Source organism: Geodermatophilus sp. YIM 151500, assembly GCF_025716945.1.
Classification (GTDB): domain Bacteria; phylum Actinomycetota; class Actinomycetes; order Mycobacteriales; family Geodermatophilaceae; genus YIM-151500.
On the sequence record NZ_JAOVZT010000005.1, the window covers coordinates 137,675 to 159,527 of the forward strand.

General features: G+C 73.2%; 17 protein-coding genes. 8 read left to right on the plus strand and 9 right to left on the minus strand.

What is annotated here, in order from left to right; all coding sequences use genetic code 11:
- The first annotated feature begins 569 nt into the window (after positions 1 to 569).
- A complete protein-coding gene (locus OF117_RS10760) occupies positions 570 to 2,114 on the plus strand; it encodes a DUF2235 domain-containing protein (protein WP_263552832.1) in 1,545 nt (514 codons plus the stop codon).
- A 176-nt stretch (positions 2,115 to 2,290) separates the two neighbouring features.
- Here OF117_RS10760 and OF117_RS10765 read toward each other — a convergent pair whose 3' ends face one another.
- The gene (locus OF117_RS10765; protein ID WP_263552833.1) at positions 2,291 to 2,908 is read right to left on the minus strand and encodes a hypothetical protein; all 618 of its coding nucleotides are present in this window, start codon (positions 2,906 to 2,908) and stop codon (positions 2,291 to 2,293) included.
- A gap of 131 nt (positions 2,909 to 3,039) precedes the next feature.
- Between OF117_RS10765 and OF117_RS10770 the strand changes: the two genes are divergently transcribed.
- Both OF117_RS10770 and OF117_RS10775 read left to right on the plus strand, forming a co-directional pair.
- Positions 3,040 to 3,918 (plus strand): patatin-like phospholipase family protein, encoded by an 879-nt coding sequence (locus OF117_RS10770; RefSeq protein ID WP_263552834.1) that lies wholly within the window; start codon positions 3,040 to 3,042, stop codon positions 3,916 to 3,918.
- 1 nt (position 3,919) lies between these two features.
- A complete protein-coding gene (locus OF117_RS10775) occupies positions 3,920 to 5,026 on the plus strand; it encodes a lysophospholipid acyltransferase family protein (RefSeq protein WP_263552835.1) in 1,107 nt (368 codons plus the stop codon).
- A gap of 21 nt (positions 5,027 to 5,047) precedes the next feature.
- Here OF117_RS10775 and OF117_RS10780 read toward each other — a convergent pair whose 3' ends face one another.
- Positions 5,048 to 5,416, minus strand: coding sequence for a hypothetical protein (locus tag OF117_RS10780; RefSeq protein WP_263552836.1), 369 nt, complete (start codon positions 5,414 to 5,416; stop codon positions 5,048 to 5,050).
- Positions 5,417 to 5,700: 284 nt separating this feature from the next.
- Here OF117_RS10780 and OF117_RS10785 point away from each other — a divergent pair, with 284 nt between their 5' ends.
- Positions 5,701 to 5,880 (plus strand): hypothetical protein, encoded by a 180-nt coding sequence (locus tag OF117_RS10785; protein WP_263552837.1) that lies wholly within the window; start codon positions 5,701 to 5,703, stop codon positions 5,878 to 5,880.
- A 28-nt stretch (positions 5,881 to 5,908) separates the two neighbouring features.
- Here the strand turns inward: OF117_RS10785 and OF117_RS10790 are convergent, their stop codons facing one another.
- The 5 genes from OF117_RS10790 to OF117_RS10810 form a co-directional block, all read right to left on the minus strand.
- Positions 5,909 to 7,390, minus strand: a complete 1,482-nt coding sequence (locus OF117_RS10790; RefSeq protein ID WP_263552838.1) for a glutamate-cysteine ligase family protein — start codon at positions 7,388 to 7,390, stop codon at positions 5,909 to 5,911.
- Between the two features lie 121 nt (positions 7,391 to 7,511).
- Positions 7,512 to 8,924, minus strand: coding sequence for an MFS transporter (locus tag OF117_RS10795; protein WP_263552839.1), 1,413 nt, complete (start codon positions 8,922 to 8,924; stop codon positions 7,512 to 7,514).
- 247 nt (positions 8,925 to 9,171) lie between these two features.
- Positions 9,172 to 10,020, minus strand: a complete 849-nt coding sequence (gene catA / locus OF117_RS10800; protein WP_263552840.1) for a catechol 1,2-dioxygenase — start codon at positions 10,018 to 10,020, stop codon at positions 9,172 to 9,174.
- A 130-nt stretch (positions 10,021 to 10,150) separates the two neighbouring features.
- On the minus strand, positions 10,151 to 11,254 hold the full coding sequence (locus OF117_RS10805; protein WP_263552841.1) for a mandelate racemase/muconate lactonizing enzyme family protein: 1,104 nt from the start codon (positions 11,252 to 11,254) through the stop codon (positions 10,151 to 10,153).
- Positions 11,251 to 12,195 carry a LysR substrate-binding domain-containing protein gene (locus OF117_RS10810; RefSeq protein ID WP_263552842.1) on the minus strand — a complete coding sequence of 315 codons (945 nt, stop codon included), beginning with the start codon at positions 12,193 to 12,195 and terminating at the stop codon, positions 11,251 to 11,253. The genes OF117_RS10805 and OF117_RS10810 overlap by 4 nt, the downstream gene beginning before the upstream one ends.
- Before the next feature lie 244 nt (positions 12,196 to 12,439).
- On the opposite strand from OF117_RS10810, the gene benA reads away from it, so the two are divergent.
- From benA to OF117_RS10830, 4 genes are all read left to right on the plus strand, one after another.
- Entirely contained in the window at positions 12,440 to 13,816 is a 1,377-nt protein-coding gene (benA, locus tag OF117_RS10815; RefSeq protein WP_263552843.1) for a benzoate 1,2-dioxygenase large subunit, read from the plus strand.
- Positions 13,813 to 14,358, plus strand: a complete 546-nt coding sequence (gene benB, locus OF117_RS10820; protein ID WP_318014238.1) for a benzoate 1,2-dioxygenase small subunit — start codon at positions 13,813 to 13,815, stop codon at positions 14,356 to 14,358. The genes benA and benB overlap by 4 nt, the downstream gene beginning before the upstream one ends.
- A 63-nt stretch (positions 14,359 to 14,421) precedes the next feature.
- Positions 14,422 to 17,211 carry a benzoate 1,2-dioxygenase electron transfer component BenC gene (gene benC, locus OF117_RS10825; protein WP_263552844.1) on the plus strand — a complete coding sequence of 930 codons (2,790 nt, stop codon included), beginning with the start codon at positions 14,422 to 14,424 and terminating at the stop codon, positions 17,209 to 17,211.
- A gap of 75 nt (positions 17,212 to 17,286) precedes the next feature.
- Positions 17,287 to 20,100, plus strand: a complete 2,814-nt coding sequence (locus OF117_RS10830) for a LuxR C-terminal-related transcriptional regulator (RefSeq protein ID WP_263552845.1) — start codon at positions 17,287 to 17,289, stop codon at positions 20,098 to 20,100.
- Positions 20,101 to 20,246: 146 nt separating this feature from the next.
- Here OF117_RS10830 and catC read toward each other — a convergent pair whose 3' ends face one another.
- Both catC and catA (OF117_RS10840) read right to left on the minus strand, forming a co-directional pair.
- A complete protein-coding gene (gene catC / locus OF117_RS10835) occupies positions 20,247 to 20,534 on the minus strand; it encodes a muconolactone Delta-isomerase (protein ID WP_263552846.1) in 288 nt (95 codons plus the stop codon).
- A gap of 91 nt (positions 20,535 to 20,625) precedes the next feature.
- Positions 20,626 to 21,495, minus strand: a complete 870-nt coding sequence (gene catA / locus OF117_RS10840) for a catechol 1,2-dioxygenase (RefSeq protein ID WP_263552847.1) — start codon at positions 21,493 to 21,495, stop codon at positions 20,626 to 20,628.
- Positions 21,496 to 21,853: the final 358 nt, after the last annotated feature.

A 21,853-nucleotide genomic window follows, 5' to 3' on the forward strand; every position in this document is an offset into this window, starting at 1 on the left:
CCCGCGCGTCGCCTCCGGCAGACATGCACCTCCGTGCGCAGCCAGCTCACCCGTCCTGCGGACGTCGACGCCCGAGACCCCCCTACCGCAAGGAATCCCGGATCGACGGGCGGACCACCAGCGTCCGCCGTCGTACGTCGGTGCGCTCGAGGCCGCCGATGCCCTCGGCCGCACCGACGGCCTCCTCGCCGCCGAACTCGGATCGCCCGAGGAACCGTCGGCCGTGGGTGCGACGTGCGGGGGACGCGACCCTGAGGACTTCGCCCGACTCCCGTGGGGGCGCGGACCTGGGCCGCCGCCGTCCGGACTGCGGATCAACGCCCCGCTCTGGAACGCGCGGGCTTCGGCCTCGCCGTCGCAGAGCAGCGGGTGGCACCGTCGTTCCGGCCGGAGCCGTGACACCGCCCGGGCCGGGAGGCATCCGACGCGCGGCCGTGCGTCGACTGGTCACGGCCTCGTCACGACGTCGTCGTGACGGGGCCGTGACGGCGGTGGCCGTACCGTCGGGCGCCGTGGCTCCGGGGCGGGCGACCCTCGCACTCACCTGACATCCCGACGTGGAGAAGGTCATGCGTCATCTCATCGTCTGCTGCGACGGCACGTGGCAGACACCCGACAACCGGACGAACGTGCACCGCTTGGCGCAGGCCCTGGAACCCACCGATCCCGATGGTGTCCCGCAGGTGCGCCAGTATTTCCCGGGAGTCGGCGTCGCAGGGTCCCTCTGGTCGCGGATCGCCGGTGGGGTGGCCGGGACGGGGCTCTCCCGGAAGGTGATGGAGGCCTACCACTGGACGGCGACCCACTACCGCGATGGCGACCGGGTCGCCCTGTTCGGCTTCAGCCGGGGGGCGTACACGGCGCGCAGCCTCGGCGGGATGATCAGCGCCTGCGGGCTGCTCGACCTGAGCGACACGACCGACCCGGAGGCGCTCGACCTGGTGGAGCGCGTGTACCGGGACAAGTACCGGGCCGGCAACGCGGCGACGCCGGGCTGGCGGCGGGGGCTCCGCTTCCGGTTCGATCCGGACGACAAGGCGGAGATCCCGATCGGGTTCATCGGGGTCTGGGACACGGTCGGGTCCCTCGGCATCCCGGACCACATCGCGTTCGCCAACGTGATCGATCCGCCGGCCCGCTACCGGTTCCACGACGTGACTCTCAACCCCTTCATCGCGCATGCACGCCAGGCCGTCGCGCTGGACGAGTTCCGCGGCCCGTTCGCCCCCACTCTCTGGAGCGAGCCCGCGGAAGAACAGGACATCCGGCAGGTCTGGTTCCCCGGCGACCACAGCGATGTCGGCGGCGGGCGCCCGGCGACGGGCCTGAGCGACGGCGCCCTGCTGTGGATGATGCGGGAGGCCACCGACGCCGTCGGGCTCGCCTTCGACAAGACCACGACGGACGACATCCGGCCCGACCCGCTCGCCGACCTCGGGGACGGCGACACCCTGCCCGGTCCCGCCGGGGTGATCGCCGACGCGCTGTTCCAGCCCCGGCCGCGGGCCGTGCCCCTGATCAACCCCGAGGAACCGGCCGATCCCTCGGTCCACGAGTCCGCCTACCTCCGCCAGCGGAGCTGGGCGCAGGACGGCCGGCGGTACCGGGCCACCCGGCGGCTCGACGCCGGGACGTCGGTGTCTCTCGAGGTCTCGGCGCGCGAAGGCTGGAACGAGACGGGTCTGTACCTGGAACGAGGCATGCACCGCTTGACGGCGGAGGGCAGATGGCGCAGTGGTGCCGTCCGTTCGGGCCCGGACGGGGTGAGGGGCCCCCGCCTGCTGCAGCCGCGCGCCCTCGGCCAGGTGCTGGGCACCGTCATCGGCCACGCGGAAGGTCTGCTCCGTCGGCTGAGCGGGAATCGCGCAGCCGAGTTCTACGGCGCCCGCCGCGAGGAGCGGTTGCCCTGGATGTCGCTGGTGGGCGTCGTCGCCAACGAGACGCCCGACGCAGCACCGCGTCGCGCTCGGCCGCACGAGGTGATCGGCATCGGCGCCGGAGTCGAACACGACGTGGCCCGCCCCGGCTACCTCTACGCCTTCGCGAACGACGCCTGGGGCTTCTACCGCAACAACTCCGGCACGGTCCGGCTCACCGTGACCCGGCTCCGATGACCAGACCCACCCTTGGAGCCCGATGACCGTGTCCACCGTCCCCGCGCAGCAGGGCACCGACCTGACCTTTGACGCCGCCGACCGTCCCCGCGGGTTCACCGTCGACACCCGCGTCCCCCGCAGCAGCATCTCCGACCGCATGGACAACTACGACGGCAGCGGGACCATCGCCCGCGTCAACTGGGAGGAGCGATTCGCCCGCGGCGGGGTGGGGGTGATTCCGCATGTGCTCGATGTAGCGCCGCAGCATCTCCCGCAGCGAGTCGCGGCGGTCCAGCGGCTGCTGCTCGTCGTCGATGCGGTGGAACGTTTCCGCCTGCCATTCCGCTCCGTTGCGGTAGGTGGTGCGGCACCGGGTCCTCGATCACACCGGGGACCCGGTGCTCCACCAGCAGGTGCGGCTTGCCGCGGTGGATGTCGTACATCTGGACGCCGGCGATGCACTGCGCGGCGTTCCAGGTGGCCGCGTAGTCCTGCGGGCTGACCTGCAGGTGGAACTGGACGCTGGTGCAGGCCGCCTCCGGCGCGATCGTGTCCGCGCGCATGGAGAGCCGCTCGGTGCCGTCGATCTCGATGTGCAGGTCCTCGCCGCGGGCGGCGAAGATCTGCTCGTTGAGCAGCGCGTACCGCGCGTCGGCGGTGAGCGACGCCCCGGTGAGGTGACCCGGTGCGGCGTGGGCAACCCTGGCTGAGGCGTCATCGCCCTGATCAAGCGTTCTCGACCCGTGGATTCGGATGGACTTGTGGGGGCCCGGAGAGAAGGCCTCGCGCCGATCGCGTGGCGAGGACAGCACTGCGTGCCACCCAGCTCCGCGACCTGACCCCGGCAACCACCTGTGCTACCGCCGGACCGCCGGTGACGTCCTGCGCCGCTGCCAGGGCTCGATACGTCCGGGCGGATCGTCCCGGCTGGCACGATGCGACCGTGGCGTCGTCGGGGGGGCCGGCCGGCCGGGGCGGTACGGCGTTCGTCCTCGGCGGCGGGGGACTGCTCGGCGCGGCCGAGGTCGGGATGTTGCGGGCCCTGTTCGAGCACGGGATCCGCCCGGATCTGGTCGTGGGCACGTCGGTGGGCGCGATCAACGGTGCGTTCGTCGCTGCCGATCCCGCGCCGAGCGCGGTCGACCGGTTGCGCGGGGTGTGGGAGGAGCTGGCGTCCACGGGGATCTTCGCCGGGTCCGTGCTGGGCCGGGTGCGCACCTTGGCGCGCACCCGCACCCACCTGCACCCGCGGGAACCACTGAGGGACCTGCTGACGGCACACCTGCCGGTGCGGACGTTCGCCGAGCTGCAGGTCCCGTTCCAGTGCGTCGCGGCCAGCATCGAGCGGGCCGCGGAGCAGTGGTTCACCGAGGGCCCGCTGATCGAGGCGGTGCTCGCCTCCTGCGCGGTCCCCGGGCTGCTGCCGCCGGTCGAGCTCGACGGCGAGCACTACCTGGACGGGGGGCTGGTGCACAGCATCCCGATCGGCCGGGCGGTGGCCCTCGGTGCCGACACGATCTACGTGCTGCACGTCGGGCGGATCGACCGTCCGCTGCGCCCGCCGGCCCGGCCGTGGGAGGTCGCCCAGGTCGCCTTCGAGGTCGCCCGTCGGCACCGGGTCGCCGCCGACCTGGCCGCGCTGCCACCGGACGTCACGGTGCACGTGCTGCCCTCGGGCGAGGCGGCCCCGCCCGCGGCCGGCGACCTGCGGGACCTGCGCTACCGCGACTTCTCCGGCGTGCCCGACCGGATCGAGCGGGCGTACGGCGCGGTCCGCGGCTACCTGCAGCGGACCGGCCGGTCCGGGGAAGGACCGGCCTGACGTGCTGCCCCCGCGCCGCGTGCGACGCTTCGCCGCCCCGCTGCTCGTCGGTGCCCTGGTGGCCGCGGTCGTGTCGCTGCCCCTGCTCGTCGTGGTCGCGGTGATCGTCTCGATCTGGTTGCCGGGACGCTGGTACGCGCTGCGGCTGCTGTGCTTCGCCCTGGTGTACCTGGCGCTGCAACTGGTGGGGCTCGTGGTCGCCGCGGTGCTGTGGGCGCTCAGCGGCCTCGGTCGCCGGGTGTCCGAGCCGGCGTACCGCGCGGCGCACTACACCGTGCTGCGCCTGCTGCTGGACGTGCTCGTGCGCGTGGCGCAGCGGCTGTTCGCGCTGCGGCTGGTCACCGACGGCACGTCCTGGTCACCTCTGGACGACGGGCAGCCCGGCTCGACCAACGCGATGGTGGTGCTCTCCCGGCACGCCGGTCCGGGCGACTCGGCCATCCTCGTGCACACGCTGATGAACCGGGACCACCTGCGCCGGCCGCGGATCGTCCTCAAGGACGTGCTGCAGCTGGATCCGTTGATCGACGTGTACCTCAACCGGTTGCCCAACCACTTCGTGTCGGCCGGTGCGGGGGACGGCGCCGTGGCGGCGATCGCCGACCTGGCCCAGGGTCTGGGTGAGGAGGACGCGCTGCTCATCTTCCCCGAGGGGGCGAACTTCACCGTGCAGCGCCGATCGCGGGCCATCGAGCGACTGCGCGACCGGGGGCTGGCGTCCGCCGTCCGCCGGGCCGAGGCGATGCGGCACCTGCTGCCGCCGCGTCCGGCCGGGGTGACGGCGGCGCTGCGCGCAGCCCCGCACGCCGACGTCGTCTTCGTCGCGCACACCGGGCTGGAACACCTGGACACGGTGCGGGACCTGTGGCGGAGCCTCCCGATGGACAAGACCCTGCACCTGCGCTGGTGGTTCGTCCCCGCCGCGGACGTGCCGCGCGACGAGACCGAGCAGACCGACTGGCTCTACCACTGGTGGGAGACCATCGACGACTGGATCAGCACCACGCGGCAACGGGAGTCGGGCGAGGGCGGGGACGAGCGACCGGCGGAGCGTCGGGTCGGCAGGGGCCGGCCGGCCCGCCGCCGGACGCGGTGGCGCCGCACCTGACCGCCCCGCGACCTGCGGCGGTCAGGTCGGTCCGGGGCCGGGGTCACCGCCCGGCGGCGTCGGCTCCGGTCGGGCCTCGCGCTCGTTCTCGGGCCGCGCTCCCGGGGTCTGCTTGTCCAGGCGCTCGAGGCGCTGGCGGATCGCCGCGACGTTGAGCGCCAGGTCCTCGAGCGCCTCGACGGCGCGCGTCGCGAGGGCGGACGTGAGGTGCTCGACCTGCCGCTCCGAGCCGGGTCCGCGGCCGCCCTGGGTGGTCCCGGAGCGCTCCTGCCAACGGCGCGTCGCCTCCCCCCACGGCTCGTCCTCGCGGCGCGGGTCGCCGAACAGCTCGCGCAGCATCCGCTGCGCCAGCTCGAGGAACTCGCCCGGGTCCGGCCGGTTGGTCGCCATCCGGTCCCCTCTCGACAGGTGTGGGCCCGTGGCCCGGACCGGGGGACGTCCGGTCCGCGACCGCACGACCAATCTACGACCCACGGAGCGCCCCAGCAGGCGGAACGGCCGACCAGGCCCGGGTGTGGCGGGGAATCCGCTCCTCCACTGCCTCGCTCGCCCGTCGCGGCCGGATCGACGCCGCCCGGCCCTTCCGGCGCGGGCGGGTGGGGGCCAGGATCGGCGACGGCGCTGACGCGGGACCGCAGCGACCTGCCGCACAGGACCTGACCCTGGAGGCGAACGTGGCCAGCTACACCGCCACCGCGATCTGCGAGGGCGACCACTGGGTGATCGACGTCCCGGGTGTCGGGACCACCGAGGCCGGCAGCGTCGACGACGTCCACGAGATGGCCGTCGACCTCGTCGTCGCCATGACGCACGTCGCGGCCGAGGACGTGCGGGTCGACGTCCGCATCGTCTGACCCGGTCGGCGCGCTCGGCCGGGGCGGGTCAACCCGTCGGCCAGGTGTGCACGGGTTCGTTGCTGTGCATGTGCTCGATGTAGCGCCGCAGCATCTCCCGCAGCGAGTCGCGGCGGTCCAGCGGCTGCTGCTCGTCGTCGATGCGGTGGAACGTCTCGGCCTGCCACTCCGCTCCGTTGCGGTAGGTGGTGCAGCGCCGCTCGATCACGCCGAGCAGGTGGTCGCTGACGGCGGTGTCGACGTCCCAGGCGGCGAGGCCCTCCTGGGCGATCGGCAGCAGCCGCCGGAGGACCAGCTCGGTGGCCGGAACGGTGCCGAGACCCGGCCAGTAGAGCTGGGCGTTGATGCCGTGCCGGGCGGCCTGGAAGAAGTTGTCCTCCGCGGTGGAGAACGACATCCGCGACCACAGCGGCCGCTCCTGGGCGGCGAGCACGCGCAGCAGGCCGAAGTAGAAGGCGCCGTTGGCGAGCACGTCGACGACGGTGGGTCCCGCGGGCAGGACCCGGTTCTCGACCCGCAGGTGCGGTCTGCCCCGGTGGATGTCGTACACCGGCCGGTTCCAGCGGTAGATGGTGCCGTTGTGCATCCGCAGCTCGGGGAGCCGGGGGACGTCTCCGCGGGCCAGCACCTCCGCGGGGTCCTCGTCGTCGCAGACCGGCAGCAGGGCGGGGAAGTAGGTGACGTTCTCCTCGAAGTGGTCGAAGACGGAGGTGATCCAGCGCTCGCCGAACCAGACCCGGGGGCGGACGCCCTGCGCCTTGAGCTCCTCCGGCCGGGTGTCGGTGGCCTGTTCGAACAGCGCGATCCGGGTCTCCCGCCACAGCTCCTTGCCGAACAGGAACGGTGAGTTGGCGCCGAGGGCGACCTGGACGCCGGCGATGCACTGCGCGGCGTTCCAGGTGGCCGCGTAGTCCTGCGGGCTGACCTGCAGGTGGAACTGGACGCTGGTGCAGGCCGCCTCCGGCGCGATCGTGTCCGCGCGCATGGAGAGCCGCTCGGTGCCGTCGATCTCGATGTGCAGGTCCTCGCCGCGGGCGGCGAAGATCTGCTCGTTGAGCAGCGCGTACCGCGCGTCGGCGGTGAGCGACGCGCCGGTGAGGTGGGCCGGTGCCAGCGTGGGCAGGGTGCCGATCATCACCAGGTGCGCCCCGACGGCCCGGGCCCGCTCGTCGGCGTCGTTGAGGCTCGCGCGCAAGGCGGCCTCGAGGTCCGTGGCGGCCGCCCCGGCGAGGGACCCGGGACGCACGTTGAGCTCGATGTTGAACTGGCCCAGCTCGGCCTGGAAGACCTCGTTCGCGATGGCGGCGAGGACCTCCTCGTTCCGCATCGCCGGCTCGGCGTCGTCGTCGACGAGGTTGAGCTCGATCTCCATGCCGGTGAGCGGCCGTTCGAAGTCGAACGTCGACTCGGTCAGCATCCGGCCGAAGACGTCGAGCGTGCGCCGCAGCTTGTCCCGGTAGCGCTGCCGGTCCGCGCGCGAGAAGGCCCGAGCCGCGACCCGTTCGCCCACGGCGGACCTCCCCTCGCTGCCGATCCGCTGAGAGTCGCACAGAACCCGCCGCCGCGCGTCGTCCGCGCGCCACCGCCCCGCGGGAACTCCCCGCGGGGCGGTCGCGTGCGCCCGGCTGCGGTTACCGCTGCTCCGCCGCGGGCACCAGCCGCGCGGCCGGCTCGACCGCGGGCGGCGGAGCCGCCGCGCGGCGCCGGGCCAGGGCGGCCCTGCTCTCCGCCGTCGGCACGAGCAGCGTGAGCAGGCTCCCGACGACGGCCAACGCGGTCAGCACGTAGAAGATCGAGTTGAGGGCGATGCCGGACGCCACGAGCAGGCCGCCGATGAGGGGACCGCCGATGCCGCCGAGCCGCCCGAAGCCCGCGCACCAGGCCACGCCCGCGCTGCGCACGTTCGTGCGGTAGTAGGTGGCGACGAAGCCGTAGATGAGGATCTGCGTCCCGCTGGTACCCAGGCCCACGACCGCCACGAAGGCCAGGAGGACGCCGAGCGGCAGGCTGACGGTCAGCAGCGCGATCGCCGCGGCGCCCAGCACGAACGACGCCGCGACCACGGGCTTGGGCCCGAACCGGTCGGCGACGCGGGACGCGGCCAGCGCGCCCAGCACCGCGCCGCCGTTGAGCACCAGCAGGAACGCCAGCGACCCGTTGGTGGAGAACCCGGCCCGCCCCATCAGCTCGGGCAGCCACGTGTTGAGGGCGTAGACCAGCAGCAGGCCCGTGGCGCTGAGCAGGCCGAGCAGGATCGTCGGCAGCAGGTAGACCCGGGAGGCCAGCCCGGCGAAGCCCGCCCGGCCCCCGGCGACCGGGTCGACGGTCGCCGGGCCCCCGGTCACGGCCGCGGTCGGGTGCTCGACCGGGGCCTCGGCCAGCTCCACGCCGGTCCGCGCCGCGACCGCCCGCGCCTCGTCGAGCCGGCCGCGCGAGGCCAGCCAGGCCGGCGATTCGGGCATCTTGGCGATGGCGAGGGGCAGCAGGGTCACCATGGGGAGGGCGCCGATCCAGAACATGCCCCGCCAGCCGATCGCGTCCAGCAGCAGGATGGCCAGCAGCGCGGCGAGCAGGCTGCCCAGCGGCACACCCGAGTAGGTGATCGCGTTGGCGAGGTTCTTCTTCCCGCGCGGGGCGAACTCGGCCACCAGCGCACCGGTGGTGGCGACCAGCGCGCCGACCCCGATCCCGGTGACGAAGCGGAGCAGCCCGAACGCGGTCGTGGTCGTGGCGAGCGCGGTGAGCGCCATGCCGACGGAGAACCACGCGTACGCGGTGAGCATGACCTTCCGGCGGCCGATGACGTCCGCGACGCTGCCGGCCAGCAGGGCGCCGACGAGCACACCGACGAGGGCGTAGCTGCCGAGAGCCCCGGCCACGGCCGGGGTGAGCGCACCGATCTGCTGCGGGTCGCGCAGGAAGAGGGGGACGACGGTGCCGTAGACGACCAGGTCGTAGCCGTCGAACACGAGGCCCACCGTGGCCAGCGAGACGATCCAGGCGACGGACCTGCGGCGCAGCGCGTCCTGTCGGGTTGATGCCACTGCTCTTCTCCTCGGGAGTTGGCGCTGCCACGGCCGGCGGCCGTGCCAGGGCAGGGGACACCCGGCGAGCGACGTCGCCACGGGTGGGGGAGGGGGACGCGCCGGGCGGAGTTGTCGGACGCCGGGCGGTCGGGTGGTGCAGCGGTGCGGTTCGTGCGGGTGATGCGGTCAGCGGTTCGTGCGGTCGTCGTGGTTCAGTGCGAGGACGCGTCACCTGCAGCGGGGGCGTCCGGCACGGGGAGCCGGCTCACGCGGGATCGAGCGCGAAGTCGTAGGTGACCTCCCGGCCCTGCCCGGACGCGGCCGGAGTCGGGTCCAGGACCAGCTCCGGCTTGACGGCCTGGGCGACGTCGTCCCGGACGTGCTCGCCGCCCGCGAAGTAGAGCTGGGTGGTCACCAGCTGCTTGCCGGGCGCGGACACCTTCAGGTGCAGGTGGGCCGGGCGCCAGGCGTGCCAGCCGGCCGCGGCGATCAGCGCGCCGCAGGAGCCGTCGGTCGGGATCTGGTACGGCGCGGGCTCGATCGTGTGGAAGGCGAAGCGGCCGTCGGGCCCGGTCACGACGGTGCCGCGCAGGTTCCACTCGGGGATCCCGGGCGCGAACTGGGAGTAGTAGCCGTCGTCGTCGGCGTGCCACAGCTCGACCCGCGCGTCCTCGAGCGGGGTGCCGTCCAGGTCGGTGACGGTGCCCTGGAACACGAGCGGCGTCCCCTTCTCACCGTCGCGCATCGGCAGGGTGGCCTCGCCGCGGAACTCCGGCGAGCCCGGGATGTAGTACGGGCCCTCGATGGTGCCGACGGCGCCCTTGCGGTCGGCGTGGGCGACCTCCTCGACGACGTGCTCGATCCACACGTCGAGGAACAGGGGCCACTCGCCGTCCTCGCCGACCCGGATCAGCCACGCCTTCAGGGCGTCGTACTCGGCGTAGGTCACCCCGTGCCTGCGGATGACCTCGTGCAGTGCCGCGATGGCGTCGGTGGCGATGGCCGACACGCGGGCGTGGTCGACGGTGCCGGCGCTGCGCTCCTTCTGGGCGAACCGCTCGGTGGCGTTGCGGCCGGAGCCGGCCGCGGTGGGAGTGACGTCGGTCGCGGTCATGGGATTCTCCTTCGTGGGTGCGGATGGGTCTGGTGCGGTGCCCCGCCGCGTTCCCGTCCCGGGTTCCGGCCTGGGCTTGCGGAGGTCGGCTGGGACGGGGTGGTGCCGCGGCAGGGCAGGGAGGACCTCGTCAGGTGTCCCGGCGGTAGTGCGCGAGCTTGTCGGGGTCGACGTCGACCCCGATGCCCGGACCAGAACGGACGGCGAGCTCGCCTCCGGAGATCTCCAGCGGCTCGGTGAGCAGGTCGTCGCTCATGTCCAGGAAGTTGGAGAGCTCACCGGCGCGTCGTGACGAGCTGCGGTGCGCGGCGCCGAAGGCGACGGTGCAGGCGGTGCCGAGCTGGCCGTCGATCTGGTTGCCCATGACGACCTCGGCACCGAGACCCTCGCACTGGTGCAGGATCGCCTGCGACCTGCTGAACCCGGTGCGGGCCGTCTTGATGCTGACCATGGTCGCCGCACCGTCGAGCAGCTCGCGGGTGACGGCGCCGGGCGTCGGAGCGCTCTCGTCGGCGACGGTGGGCACCGTCGTCTGCGCGGTGAGCCAGCGGCGCCCGAGGACGTCGTCGGCGGGGCAGAGCTCCTCGGACAGCGTCAGGTCCAGGTCGGCCATCGCGCGCAGGGCTCGCGCCGCCTCCGACGGCGTCCAGCCGCGGTTGCCGTCGACGTAGAGCTCGACGTCCGGGCCCAGCGCCACCCGGAGCGCCCGGCAGGCGCCGACGTCGAGCTCCACCGGACGCCGGCCGACCTTCACCTTGAACACCTGGATGCCGTATGTGTCGCGGACCCGTTCGGCCTCGGCGACCATCTCGGCGTCCGGGGCGAACCCGACCATGTGGGACACCCGCATCCGGTCGGTGAAGCCACCCAGCAGCTGCGAGACCGACAGGCCCAGCGTGCGACCCAGCGCGTCCCAGATCGCCATGTCCACGGCTGCCTTGGCGGCCGGGTTGCCCACGGTCCGGTCCATGCGTGCGTGGGCGGCCTCGCGCTCGAGCAGGGTGAGCCCTCGCAGCTCCGGCGCGAAGAGCTTGTCGATCACCGCGACGATGGACTCCTGGGTCTCGCCGTACGTGTACGGCCGCGGCGGCGCCTCCGCGACGCCGACCACCCCGTCGTCCGTGTGCACCCGCACCAGCACGTGGTCGGCCACGTGCACTTCGCCGCTGGCGAAGCGCAGCGGCTTGCGGTACGGGATCGCGAACGGGATCGCCTCGATGCGAACGACCTTCAACGGGTGCCTCCCAGCGGTGCTGTGTCCGGTGCGGTCGGGGCGGGGGACCCCTCGCCGGGCACGAGGAAGCCGTTGGCATCCAGCGCGTCGAGCAGCCGGGCGAGGGCGGGGGAGCGGTCCTCGCGGCGCCATGCCAGGGCCAGGTCGACGAACACGTCGTCGGCGAGGGGCACGAAGCGGACCCCGTCGACGCGCAGGGCCAGCACGGACTCGGGCAGCAGGGCCACCCCCAGCCCGGCCGCGACCAGCGTGAGCACGATCGAGGTCTCGGCGGCCTGGTGGGTGCGCCGGGGCAGGAAGCCCTCGGCGAGGCAGGCCTGGATGACGACGGTGTTCACGACGGAGCCCTCGGCGCCGTAGACGACGAAGTCCTCGTCCCGGAGGTCGGTCAGCCCGACCGGCTCCTCACCGGCGAGCCGATGGCCGCCCGGCGCGACGAGGACCAGCCGCTCCCGGGTGATCAGCCGGGACGACAGCCCCGTCCGGCGCAGCGGTGGACGCAGCACGGCCAGGTCGATGCGGTCCTCCTCGAGGGCTGCCTCCTGCGCCGGCGTGAGCAGGTCGGGGTGGAAGCGCAGCACGAGGCCCGGAACCTCCCGGGCGGCGATCCGGGCCAGGCGGGGCAGCTGGCGGAGCGCCGCCAGCCCGGTCGTCCCGACGCGGAGCAGACCGCTGCTGCCGGCGCCGATCAGCCCGACCCGGGTCCGCGCGGCCTCGATCGAGTCGAGGATGCGCTCGGCGTCCTGCAGGAGGGCCTCGCCGGCGGCGGTGAGCTCGACCCGCCGCGTCGTCCGGGTGAACAGGGTGACCCCGAGCTGGTTCTCCAGCTGTCGGATGGCCTGGGACAGCGGGGACTGGGCCATGTGCAGACGCTCGGCCGCCCGACCGAAGTGACGGGTCCGGGCCACGGTGACGAAGTAGTGCAGTTGGCGGATCTCCACGTGCCCTCCCATCGCTCCATCGGGCTCTCTCAGGCGGACACTCGTGCTCCGCCTGCCGTGTGATTCGCCCAACATAGGGGCGCCACCGTGTATGTACAAAGACTCTGTTTCGACGCTCTGAGATGTAGAGCATCTCAATGACACCCTGGTCAGGACTAGGCACATTGCTGACGCGAACGTGATGCGCGCCACTCAGAGTGGGTGGAGCGCACTCGAACCACCATCGCCGAACCGGAGGTCCGCCATGGCAGTCGACGCCACCCAGCTCCGCAGCGTCCTCGCCGACGCCGTCATCGACGACCCCGAGGCCGGGATCTACCGCGCCAACCGTCGGATCTTCACCGACGAGGAGATCTTCGAGCTGGAGATGACCCACATCTTCGAGGGCAACTGGGTCTACCTGGCGCACGAGAGCCAGATCCCGAACCCGGGTGACTACTTCACCACCTACATCGGCCGCCAGCCGGTCGTCATCACGCGGGGCAAGGACGGTGAGCTGCACTGCCTGATCAATGCCTGCGCGCACCGCGGCTCGATGCTCTGCCGCCGCAAGACCGACAACCGGATGACGCTGACCTGCCCGTTCCACGGCTGGACGTTCCGGAACGACGGCAAGCTGCTCAAGGTCAAGGACCCGGACGGTGCCGGCTACCCGGAGAGCTTCGCCAAGGACGGCTCCCACGACCTGGTCAAGGTCGCGCGGTTCGACAGCTACCGCGGATTCCTGTTCGGCAGCGTCAACCCGGACGTGAGCACGCTCACCGAGCACCTCGGTGACACGACCAAGGTCATCGACATGCTGGTCGACCAGTCGCCGGAGGGGTTGGAGGTGCTGCGTGGCTCGTCCACCTACACCTACGACGGCAACTGGAAGGTCCAGGCCGAGAACGGTGCCGACGGCTACCACGTCAGCGCGACCCACTGGAACTACGCGGCCACGACCTCGCGGCGCAGCACCGGCGAGTCGAAGAACACCACCAAGGCGTTGGACGCCGGCGGCTGGGGCAAGTCCGGTGGCGGCTACTGGTCCTACCCCAACGGGCACCTGTGCCTGTGGACGTGGGCGGCCAACCCGCAGGACCGGCCGCTGTGGGACCGCATGGACGAGCTCAAGGCCCAGTTCGGCGACGCCAAGGGCGAGTTCATGGTCAAGGGCTCCCGCAACCTGTGCCTGTACCCGAACGTCTACCTGATGGACCAGTTCAGCACCCAGATCCGGCACTTCCGGCCGATCTCGCCCGAGCAGACCGAGGTCACCATCTACTGCATCGCCCCCAAGGGCGAGAGCGCCGAAGCCCGGGAGCACCGGATCCGCCAGTACGAGGACTTCTTCAACGCCTCGGGCATGGCCACCCCGGACGACCTGGAGGAGTTCCGCTCCTGCCAGCTCACCTTCCGGGCGACCGCAGCCCCGTGGAACGACATGAGCCGCGGTGCCGAGCACTGGCTCAACGGGCCGGACCCGGTCGCCGCAGCCCTCGGCATGGACGACGTCATCTCCGCGGGGCAGCGCAACGAGGACGAGGGGCTGTACCCGATCCAGCACGGCTACTGGTTGCAGACCATGCGCGCCGCAGTCGAGAAGCAGACCGCCGCGACCACGAAGGGCACAGACCGATGACCACGACGCAGAACCCCCTGAACACGGTTGCCGAGGCGCCCGCCGGCGGGAAGCTCATCACCCAAAACATGATCGAGCAGTTCCTCTACCGTGAGGCCCGCTACCTCGACGACCGCGAGTTCGAGAAGTGGCTGGAGTGCTACGCCGACGACGTCGTCTTCTGGATGCCGTCGTGGGCCGACGACGACCGGCTCACCGAGGACCCGCAGCGGGAGATGTCCCTCATCTACTACCCGAACAAGGGGGGCCTCGAGGACCGCGTCTTCCGGATCCGCACCGAGCGCTCGAGTGCGACGTCACTGCCCGAGCCGCGGACCAGCCACAACATCAGCAACGTGGAGGTCATCGAGCGCCGCGGCGACCTGGTCGACATCCGGTTCAACTGGCACACCATGTACTTCCGGTACAAGACCGTCGACCCCTACTACGGGACCTCGTTCTACACGATCGACTTCTCGGGGCCCGCGCCGCTGATCCGGCGCAAGACCGTGGTGCTGAAGAACGACTACATCCACCACGTCGTCGACGTCTACCACCTCTGAGCAGCGGCTCCTCCAGCCCGTTCCCCCGCAAGCTGCTGTTCCGCCGAGACGACGGAGATCTCCATGGACCACCGCGTGGCACTCGCGTTCGAGGACGGGGTCACCCGTTTCATCACCTGCCGGGACGACCAGACCGTCGCCGACGCGTCCTACCGGTCGCGGATCAACATCCCGCTGGACTGCCGGGACGGCGTCTGCGGCACCTGCAAGGCCTTCTGCGAGTCGGGCGAGTTCGACATGGGCGGCTACCTCGAGGACGCGCTGTCGGACGACGAGGCCGGCAGCGGGTACGTGCTGACCTGCAGCATGCGGCCGCGCTCGGACCTGGTGCTGCAGATCGCGTCCACCTCGGCGGTGGCCAAGACCAGCGCCGCCACCCACCGCGGTCGGATCACCGCGCTGGACCGGCTGTCCCCGACGACGGTCGGGCTGGCCGTGGAGATCGACGACCGGGACGCCCTGGCGTTCCTCCCCGGGCAGTACGTCAACATCGCCGTCCCGGGGACCGAGGAGTCCCGGTCGTACTCCTTCAGCAGCGCTCCGCAGGACGAGGAGCTGACCTTCCTGGTCAAGCTCACGCCCGGCGGCGTCATGTCCACCTACCTGGAGGAGCGAGCCCGGGTCGGGGACGAGATCACCTTCACCGGTCCGCACGGCAGCTTCTTCCTGCGCGAGTCCGACGCCCCGCTGCTGCTGCTGGCCGGCGGGACCGGGCTGGCGCCGATCCTGTCCATCCTGCGGACGCTGGAGAGCGACGGCATCGCCAACGGCCGGCCGATGCACCTGGTCTACGGGGTCACGACCGACGACGACCTGGTCGAGATGGCGGCCATCGAGCGGCTCGCCGGCGGCATCGAGGGGCTGACCTGGGACTACTGCGTCGCCGACCCCGCCACCACGGCCCCCAACCAGGGCTACGTCACCGGCCTGTACGGGCCCGAGCACCTGCACGACGGCGGTGCCGCGGTGTACCTCTGCGGCCCACCGGCCATGGTGGAGGCGGTCCGCAAGCACGTCTCCGGGCTCGGGGTGGCCCCCTCGGGCTTCTACTACGAGAAGTTCGCGCTGGCCGCGGTCCCGACCGAGGCCGCCGAGGAGGTCGTCGCGCCGGAGCCCGAGGCGGTCGTGCCGGAGGTCGTGCCGGAGGCCGCGCCGCAGCCCGAGGCCGTCGCCCCCGAGCCGCCGCCGGTCGTCGTCCCGGACACCGTCGCCGAGCTGCTGGCCCTGGGCGGCCGGGAGGGCAGATCCGCCGCCGGGCAGGTCCTGTTCCCGCCGGTCGAGCTGGGCGCTCTCGGCGCCGACGGCGCCGGACCGCGCTCGGAGTCGGCGGCCGACAAGTGGCGGCTGGCGGGGCAGCAGCTGGGGGAGCCGACCGCCGCCGGGGACGTCCTGCCGGTGGGCGACGCCGAGGACCTCGTGCCCGCCGTCGGTGCCCGCGCCGTCGCCGGTCAGCAGATGCTGCCCGCGGTGGAGCTGGAGCAGCTCGTCCCGCCGGCGCCACCGGCGCCACCAGTGCTGGCCGGCCGGCCCGACGCGGAGGCGCAGCCGGCGTCGACCCCCGACGGCCGCGCCATCACGGCCGACGGGTACGAGATCGGCGAGGAGCACCCGTCGGTGCACGAGTCCGACGCCATCTTCGACGCCCGCCGGGCGTTGGAGCTCGGTGCCCTGGAGCTCACCATCGGTCGCCTGACGCACCAGCAGCTCATCGGCTACCGGGTGCTGGCCGAGGCCACCGTGCCCTACGTCGAGGGTGACCGGTTCGTCGACGCGGCGGCGTACACCGAGACCAACGCCGCCTTCCACGACTACCTGTTCACCCTCACCGGCAACGAGCACCTGCTGCGCGCCTACCAGGCGCTCGGCGTCAAGGGGCACATGGAGGAGTCGCTGCGCTCGGCCACGTGGGTCCACCCGCGCTGCGCGCAGGACCACCTCGACATCGTCGAGGCCTTCCGGGACGGCGACCGCGAGCGGGCCCGGGTGCTCATCACCGAGCACGCGGAGCGGTCGAAGGAGACCACCCGCCGGGCCATGCACGACGTCGCCACGGGACGCCGTCCCCGCTTCGTCACGCCGGGCCGGTTCGCCGGCCAGGTCGTCCTGGTGACCGGGGCGGGTCAGGGGATCGGCGAGCGCACGGCCCGGCGGATCAGCGCCGAGGGTGGGACCCTGGTGCTGGCCGACCGCGCCGAGCTGGTCCGCGACCTCGCCCACGAGCTCGGGCAACCGGGCGCCGAGGCGCTCCCCGTCGTCGCCGACCTCGAGACGTGGGACGGCGCCAAGTCGGTCGTGGACGCCGCACTGCAGCGGTTCGGCCGCATCGACGTCGCCATCCACACCGTCGGCGGCACGATCTGGGCCAAGCCGTTCGAGCACTATCCGCCCGACCAGATCCAGGCCGAGGTCAACCGGTCCCTCTGGCCGACGTTGTGGTGCTGCCGTGCCGTCGTGCCGCACATGGTCGAGCGTGGTCGGGGCACGATCGTCAACGTGTCGTCGGTGGCCACCCGGGGGCTCAACCGCCTGCCGTACGCCGCGGCCAAGGGCGGGGTCAACGCCATCACCAGCGCGCTGGCCCTGGAGATGGCACCGCACGGCGTGCGTGTCGTGGCCACCGCCCCCGGGGGCACCGACGCGCCCCCGCGCCGTACGCCGCGCGGCCCCGCGCCGGACTCGGAGCAGGAGAAGGCCTGGTACCGGACGATCGTCGACCAGACGGTCGAGTCCTCGCTGATGAAGCGGTACGGAACCCTGGACGAGCAGGCCGCGGCCATCACCTTCCTGGCGTCGGAGGAGGCCTCCTACATCACCGGGACCATCCTGCCCGTGGCCGGCGGCGATCTCGGCTGAGACGATCTCGGCCGAGACGTCAAGCGGGTGGCTCGGACCGGGGAGCACGCCGCCGCCCGGGCCTACGGTGTCGACGTGAGCCCGCCCGACGAGGACCTCCACGTCGTCGGGCTGACCGCCGAGACCACGCAGCTCGAGGCCCTGCTCGACCAGGCCCGGGCAGGCGGGCCGGCGGTCGCCCTCGTCGAGGGCCCGGCCGGGATCGGCAAGACCACCCTGCTGCGCCGGTTCCTCCGGCGGCATCCGGAGCTGCCGACGACGACGGCCGCCGGCTTGCCGTGGGAGAACCGCCGGGCCGGTGCGCTAGCCCGGCGGCTGCTCGACGACGTCCCCCACGACGCCTCGCCCGAGCCGGCCGGTGACGACCCGGTCGACCTCGGCGTCGCGCTCGCCCGGCACTGGGCCGCCCGGGCCGGGGAGCAGCCGCTTCTCGTCGTCGTCGACGACGCCGACTGCGCGGACCCGGTGTCCCTGCAAGCGATCGGCTCCGCGGTCGCCCGCGTCCGCCGGAACCCCGTCGTGCTGCTGCTCACCCGTACCACCGGGTGGCCGGAGACCGGTGACCCCGGGGCCGGTGCCGTCCTCGACCGGCTCGCCGCCGTCTCCGTGCCCGTACCGCCGCTCGGACCGGCCGAGATCCGTCTGCTCGCCGCGCGGGTGGCGGAAGTCGACCTCCCGGGGCCGGTCGCCCGGCGGCTCTCCGAGCACACGGCCGGCATCCCGCGTCAGGTCCTCGAGCTGATCCGTGACACGCCCCGGTCCCGCTGGTCGGACCGGCACCTCCGGATGCCGGCGCCGGCCGGCATCCAGCGCCGCGTGCAGCGGGCGCTCGACCTGTGCTCCCCGGAGGCCCGGGCGCTGGTCCAGGCGGCGGCGGTGCTCGGCCAGGACCCCGTGCTCGCCGACGCCGCGGCCGTGGCCGGCCTCACCGATCCCATCGCCGCTCTCGAGGAGGCCTGTGCCGCGGACCTTCTGGTCATCGCTGCCGGCCACGGCCTGGACGCGCTCGCCTTCCCGGCGCGGCTCGTCCGCACCGCCGTCCAGGGGACCCTGTCCCCGCAGGCACGGCACGATCTGCACCTGCGAGCGGCAGCCGTGGTCACGGACGACACCGAGCGCCTCCGCCACCGGGTCGAGGCGGCACCCCTCCCGGACGCCGACCTCGCCGACGAGCTGGTGGAGCTGGCGCGGCGCAAGGCCGACGAGGGGGCGTGGGCGGTCGTCGCCCGCACACTCGTCGACGCCAGCCGGATCAGCCCTACCCGGGTCGTCCGGGAGGACCGCCTCATCGAGGCTGTCGACGCGCTGGCCGGCGCCGGCCTCATCGGTCAGGCCGTCGACGCCCTCCCCGAGGTGGAGGCGCTGCCCGCCGGTCCCCACCGGGACGCCGTCCTGGCACACGTCGCCATCCAGCGGGGCCGCCGGACCGAGGCCGCCATCCACCTCGACGCCGCCTGGCGCCGACGCGGCCCGGACCGGCGCGCCGCCGCGGTCGTGTGCCAACGGCACGTGCTGCACGCCCTGGCCGACTGGGACGGGGAGGCGTTGGTCCAGTGGGCCGGCCGGGCGGTCGAGCACGCCGAGCCCGGTACGCCCGCGGCGGTGGAGTCACGTGCCATCGTCGGCCTCGGGCATGCCGCCCGCGGCGACGTGGCCGCGGCGTTCACCGCGTACCGGCACGCCGTGGCCGAGAGCCCGACCGGACCCCAGCACCAGCGGGCGCGCATGGGCCTGGGCTGGCTGTCCCTCGCCCAGGACGATCCCGAGGCCGCGCGGCGCGAGCTGGAATTCGCCGTTCCCACCGCCCGGCAGGCCGGCTCCAACCGCATCTCGCTGTGGGCACTGGTGTGGCTGGCCCGCACCCGCGTCGCGCTGGGGGACTGGCCCGGGGCCCTGGACGCGGTCGCGGAGGGGGAGGCGCTGCTCGGCACCACCGGGCTGGACCTGCTGCGGCCCCTCGTCCACTGGACCGGCGCGCAGATCCGGGCGCTGTGCGGTGAGCCGGAGGCGGCGGAACGGCACCTGCGGCTGGGCGGCGCGGGCGAGCAGGACTACACGGTCATGACCGTGCCCGCGTTGCTCGCGCGGGCGCATGCCGCCGAGGCGGCGTCGGACCATCCCGCCGTCGTCCGTCACCTTGCCCCGCTCACCACCCGGATGCCGCGAGGTGGGCTCGACGAACCCGGCTTCTGGCCCTGGCACGAGGTCTACGCCGAGGCCCTCGTCGCCACCGACCGGCTCCTCGAGGCGGAGGAGTTCCTCGCTCCGGTCGAGGCGGTGGCGCAGCTCCGGGGGCACCGCTCGGCGAGCGCCCGGCTCGGCTACGTCCGTGGCCGGCTGCTGGCCGCACGGGGTGACATCGCGGGCGCGGAGGCGGTCTTCGAGGAGGCGAGGTCCCGGCTGGCGGAGCTGCCGCTGCCGTACGACCGGGCGCGCGGGGACTTCGTCCATGGCCTCACCTTGCGTCGGGCGGGGCGGCGCCGGGACGCCGCCGCCCTGCTCACCACGGCACGGCAGGTCTTCGCCGCGCTGGGCGCGCAGGTCTACGTCGAGCGCTGCGATCGCGAGCTCAAGACGGGCCGTCCCGCACTACGGGGAACGGACGCCGGCGCGCACGGCCTCACCGAGCAGGAGCGGAGCGTCGCCGAGCTCGTCGCAACGGGCCTGACCAACAAGGAGGTGGCTGCGTCGATGCTGCTGTCGGTCAAGACCGTCCAGTTCCACCTCACCCGTGTCTACACCAAGCTCGGGGTCCGGTCCCGCTCCGAGCTCGCCGCGCGCTTCTCCCGCGAAGCCGCTCTCCGTGGGGACGGAGGCCGCGGCCGGGGGGCCGGTGCGGTGCCCGGCGGTGACGACCGGGGCGCCCGGCCCGCCGCACGGCGCGGCTGAGGACCGCGCGGCGGAGCCGCCCGGGCCGCCGGCCGTCCGCGACGGCGTGCAGGCGCGCGCGGGCACGCGGCCCTCGGCCCGGCGCCGTCGGCGAGGGTCCGGACGCCTCGACGTCCGGCGGCCGCCGCGGCGTTCCACGAGCGGCCTCACGGGTTGGCCGACAGCGCCGACGGGTGCTCGGTCAGCGGGGTCACCGTGATCGTCATGTACGGGAACAGCGGGAGGCTCCACAGGATCTCGTGCAACTCGTCGCCGGAGTCGACCTCGAAGACGCTGATGTTGCTGTACTGGCCGACCACCCTCCACAGGTGCACCCACTTGCCGCTGCGCTGCAGGTCCAGAGCCCGGGCCTTCTCGGTGGTGACCAGCCGGGTGCGCTCCTGCGGGTCGATGTCGTGCGGGACGGCGACGTCCATGCGGACGTGGAAGAGCATGGTCAGTCCCTCCTGGACCGGGCGACGGCGGCCGGATCGAGCCCCGCTCCGGCCGGACGCGGCGTCTCGCTGACCGGCCCGGGTGCGGCGGTCACGCGGCTCGGGCCGCCTCGTGGCGCTCCAGTGCGAAGTCGTACTCGACGCGTCGGGTGCCGTCGCCCTGGTCCTGGGGGTCGAGGACGAGTTCAGGCTTCACCGCGGAGGCGACGTCGCTGTCGAGCCACTCGCCGCCGCGGAAGTAGAGCTGGGTGGTGATGGCCCGGTGGCCGGGTGCACTGACGATGAGGTGCAGGTGCGCGGGGCGCCACGGGTGCCAACCGGCGGCCTCGATCAGCTTGCCGGTCGGCCCGTCGGTGGGGATCTGGTAGGGCGCGGGCTGAATGGTGCGGATCTCGAACCGGCCCGCGTCGTCGGCCACGACCAGGCCGCGAAGGTTCCCCTCGGGGAGGTGTGGGGCGAAGCCGGAGTAGTAGCCGTCGGCGTCGGCCTGCCAGATGTCGATCTCGGCGCCGGGGACGGGGTTGCCGTCCACGTCGCGGACCCGGCCGGCGAAGACGAGCGGGGTGCCCTCCTCGTCCTCGCGCATCGGCAGGGTGGTCGGGGAGAGGAGCCGCTCCTGGCCGGGCAGGTAGTAGGGGCCGAGGATGGTGCCCTTCGTGCCCTGCTGGGTCTCGGCCTGGACCTCCTCGACGACGTGTTCGACGAAGACGTCGAGGAACAGCGGCCACTCGCCGCCCTCGCCGACCTGGATCAGCCATGCCTTGGCGGCCTGGAACTCCGGGTAGGTGACCTTGTGCTCGCGGATGGCCCTGTGCACGCCGTCCAGGACGGCCAGGACCACCGCGTCGACCCGCTGCGGGGACACCTGGCGGGCAGCCTCGTACATCTCGGTGGTCAGGAACGACTCCGTCGCGCTGGCGCCCGAACCGGCCGCGGTGGGGCTCTGCGGGGTGTCGGTCATGGCTGCTCCTCGGATGTCGGCGCGGTGCTCGACCGCGCTTCGTGGGTCGGACCTGCGATTCCGGGATGGGGGATGCCATCGTCGCCGACGCGGCAGGAGCCGTCCAGCCGTCGGGTCCGCGATCGGCTCCGGCCCGGCCGGTCGCCACGACGGCCACGTCAGCTCGTCTGTATGCGACGCCTTTGTGCGGAACCTGCGTCCGGGCCACGGATGGAGACCCGGTGGCATGGCGACACCTCTACGCTGCAGGGATCCAGGTCACACCATCGCGCTCTCGCGGGCCTTCGGAGCGAGTCCGTACCCCGGGTCCCCGGCGGGGCCGCCGTGGGACCGGATGCGGTGCCCGCGACGGCAGCTG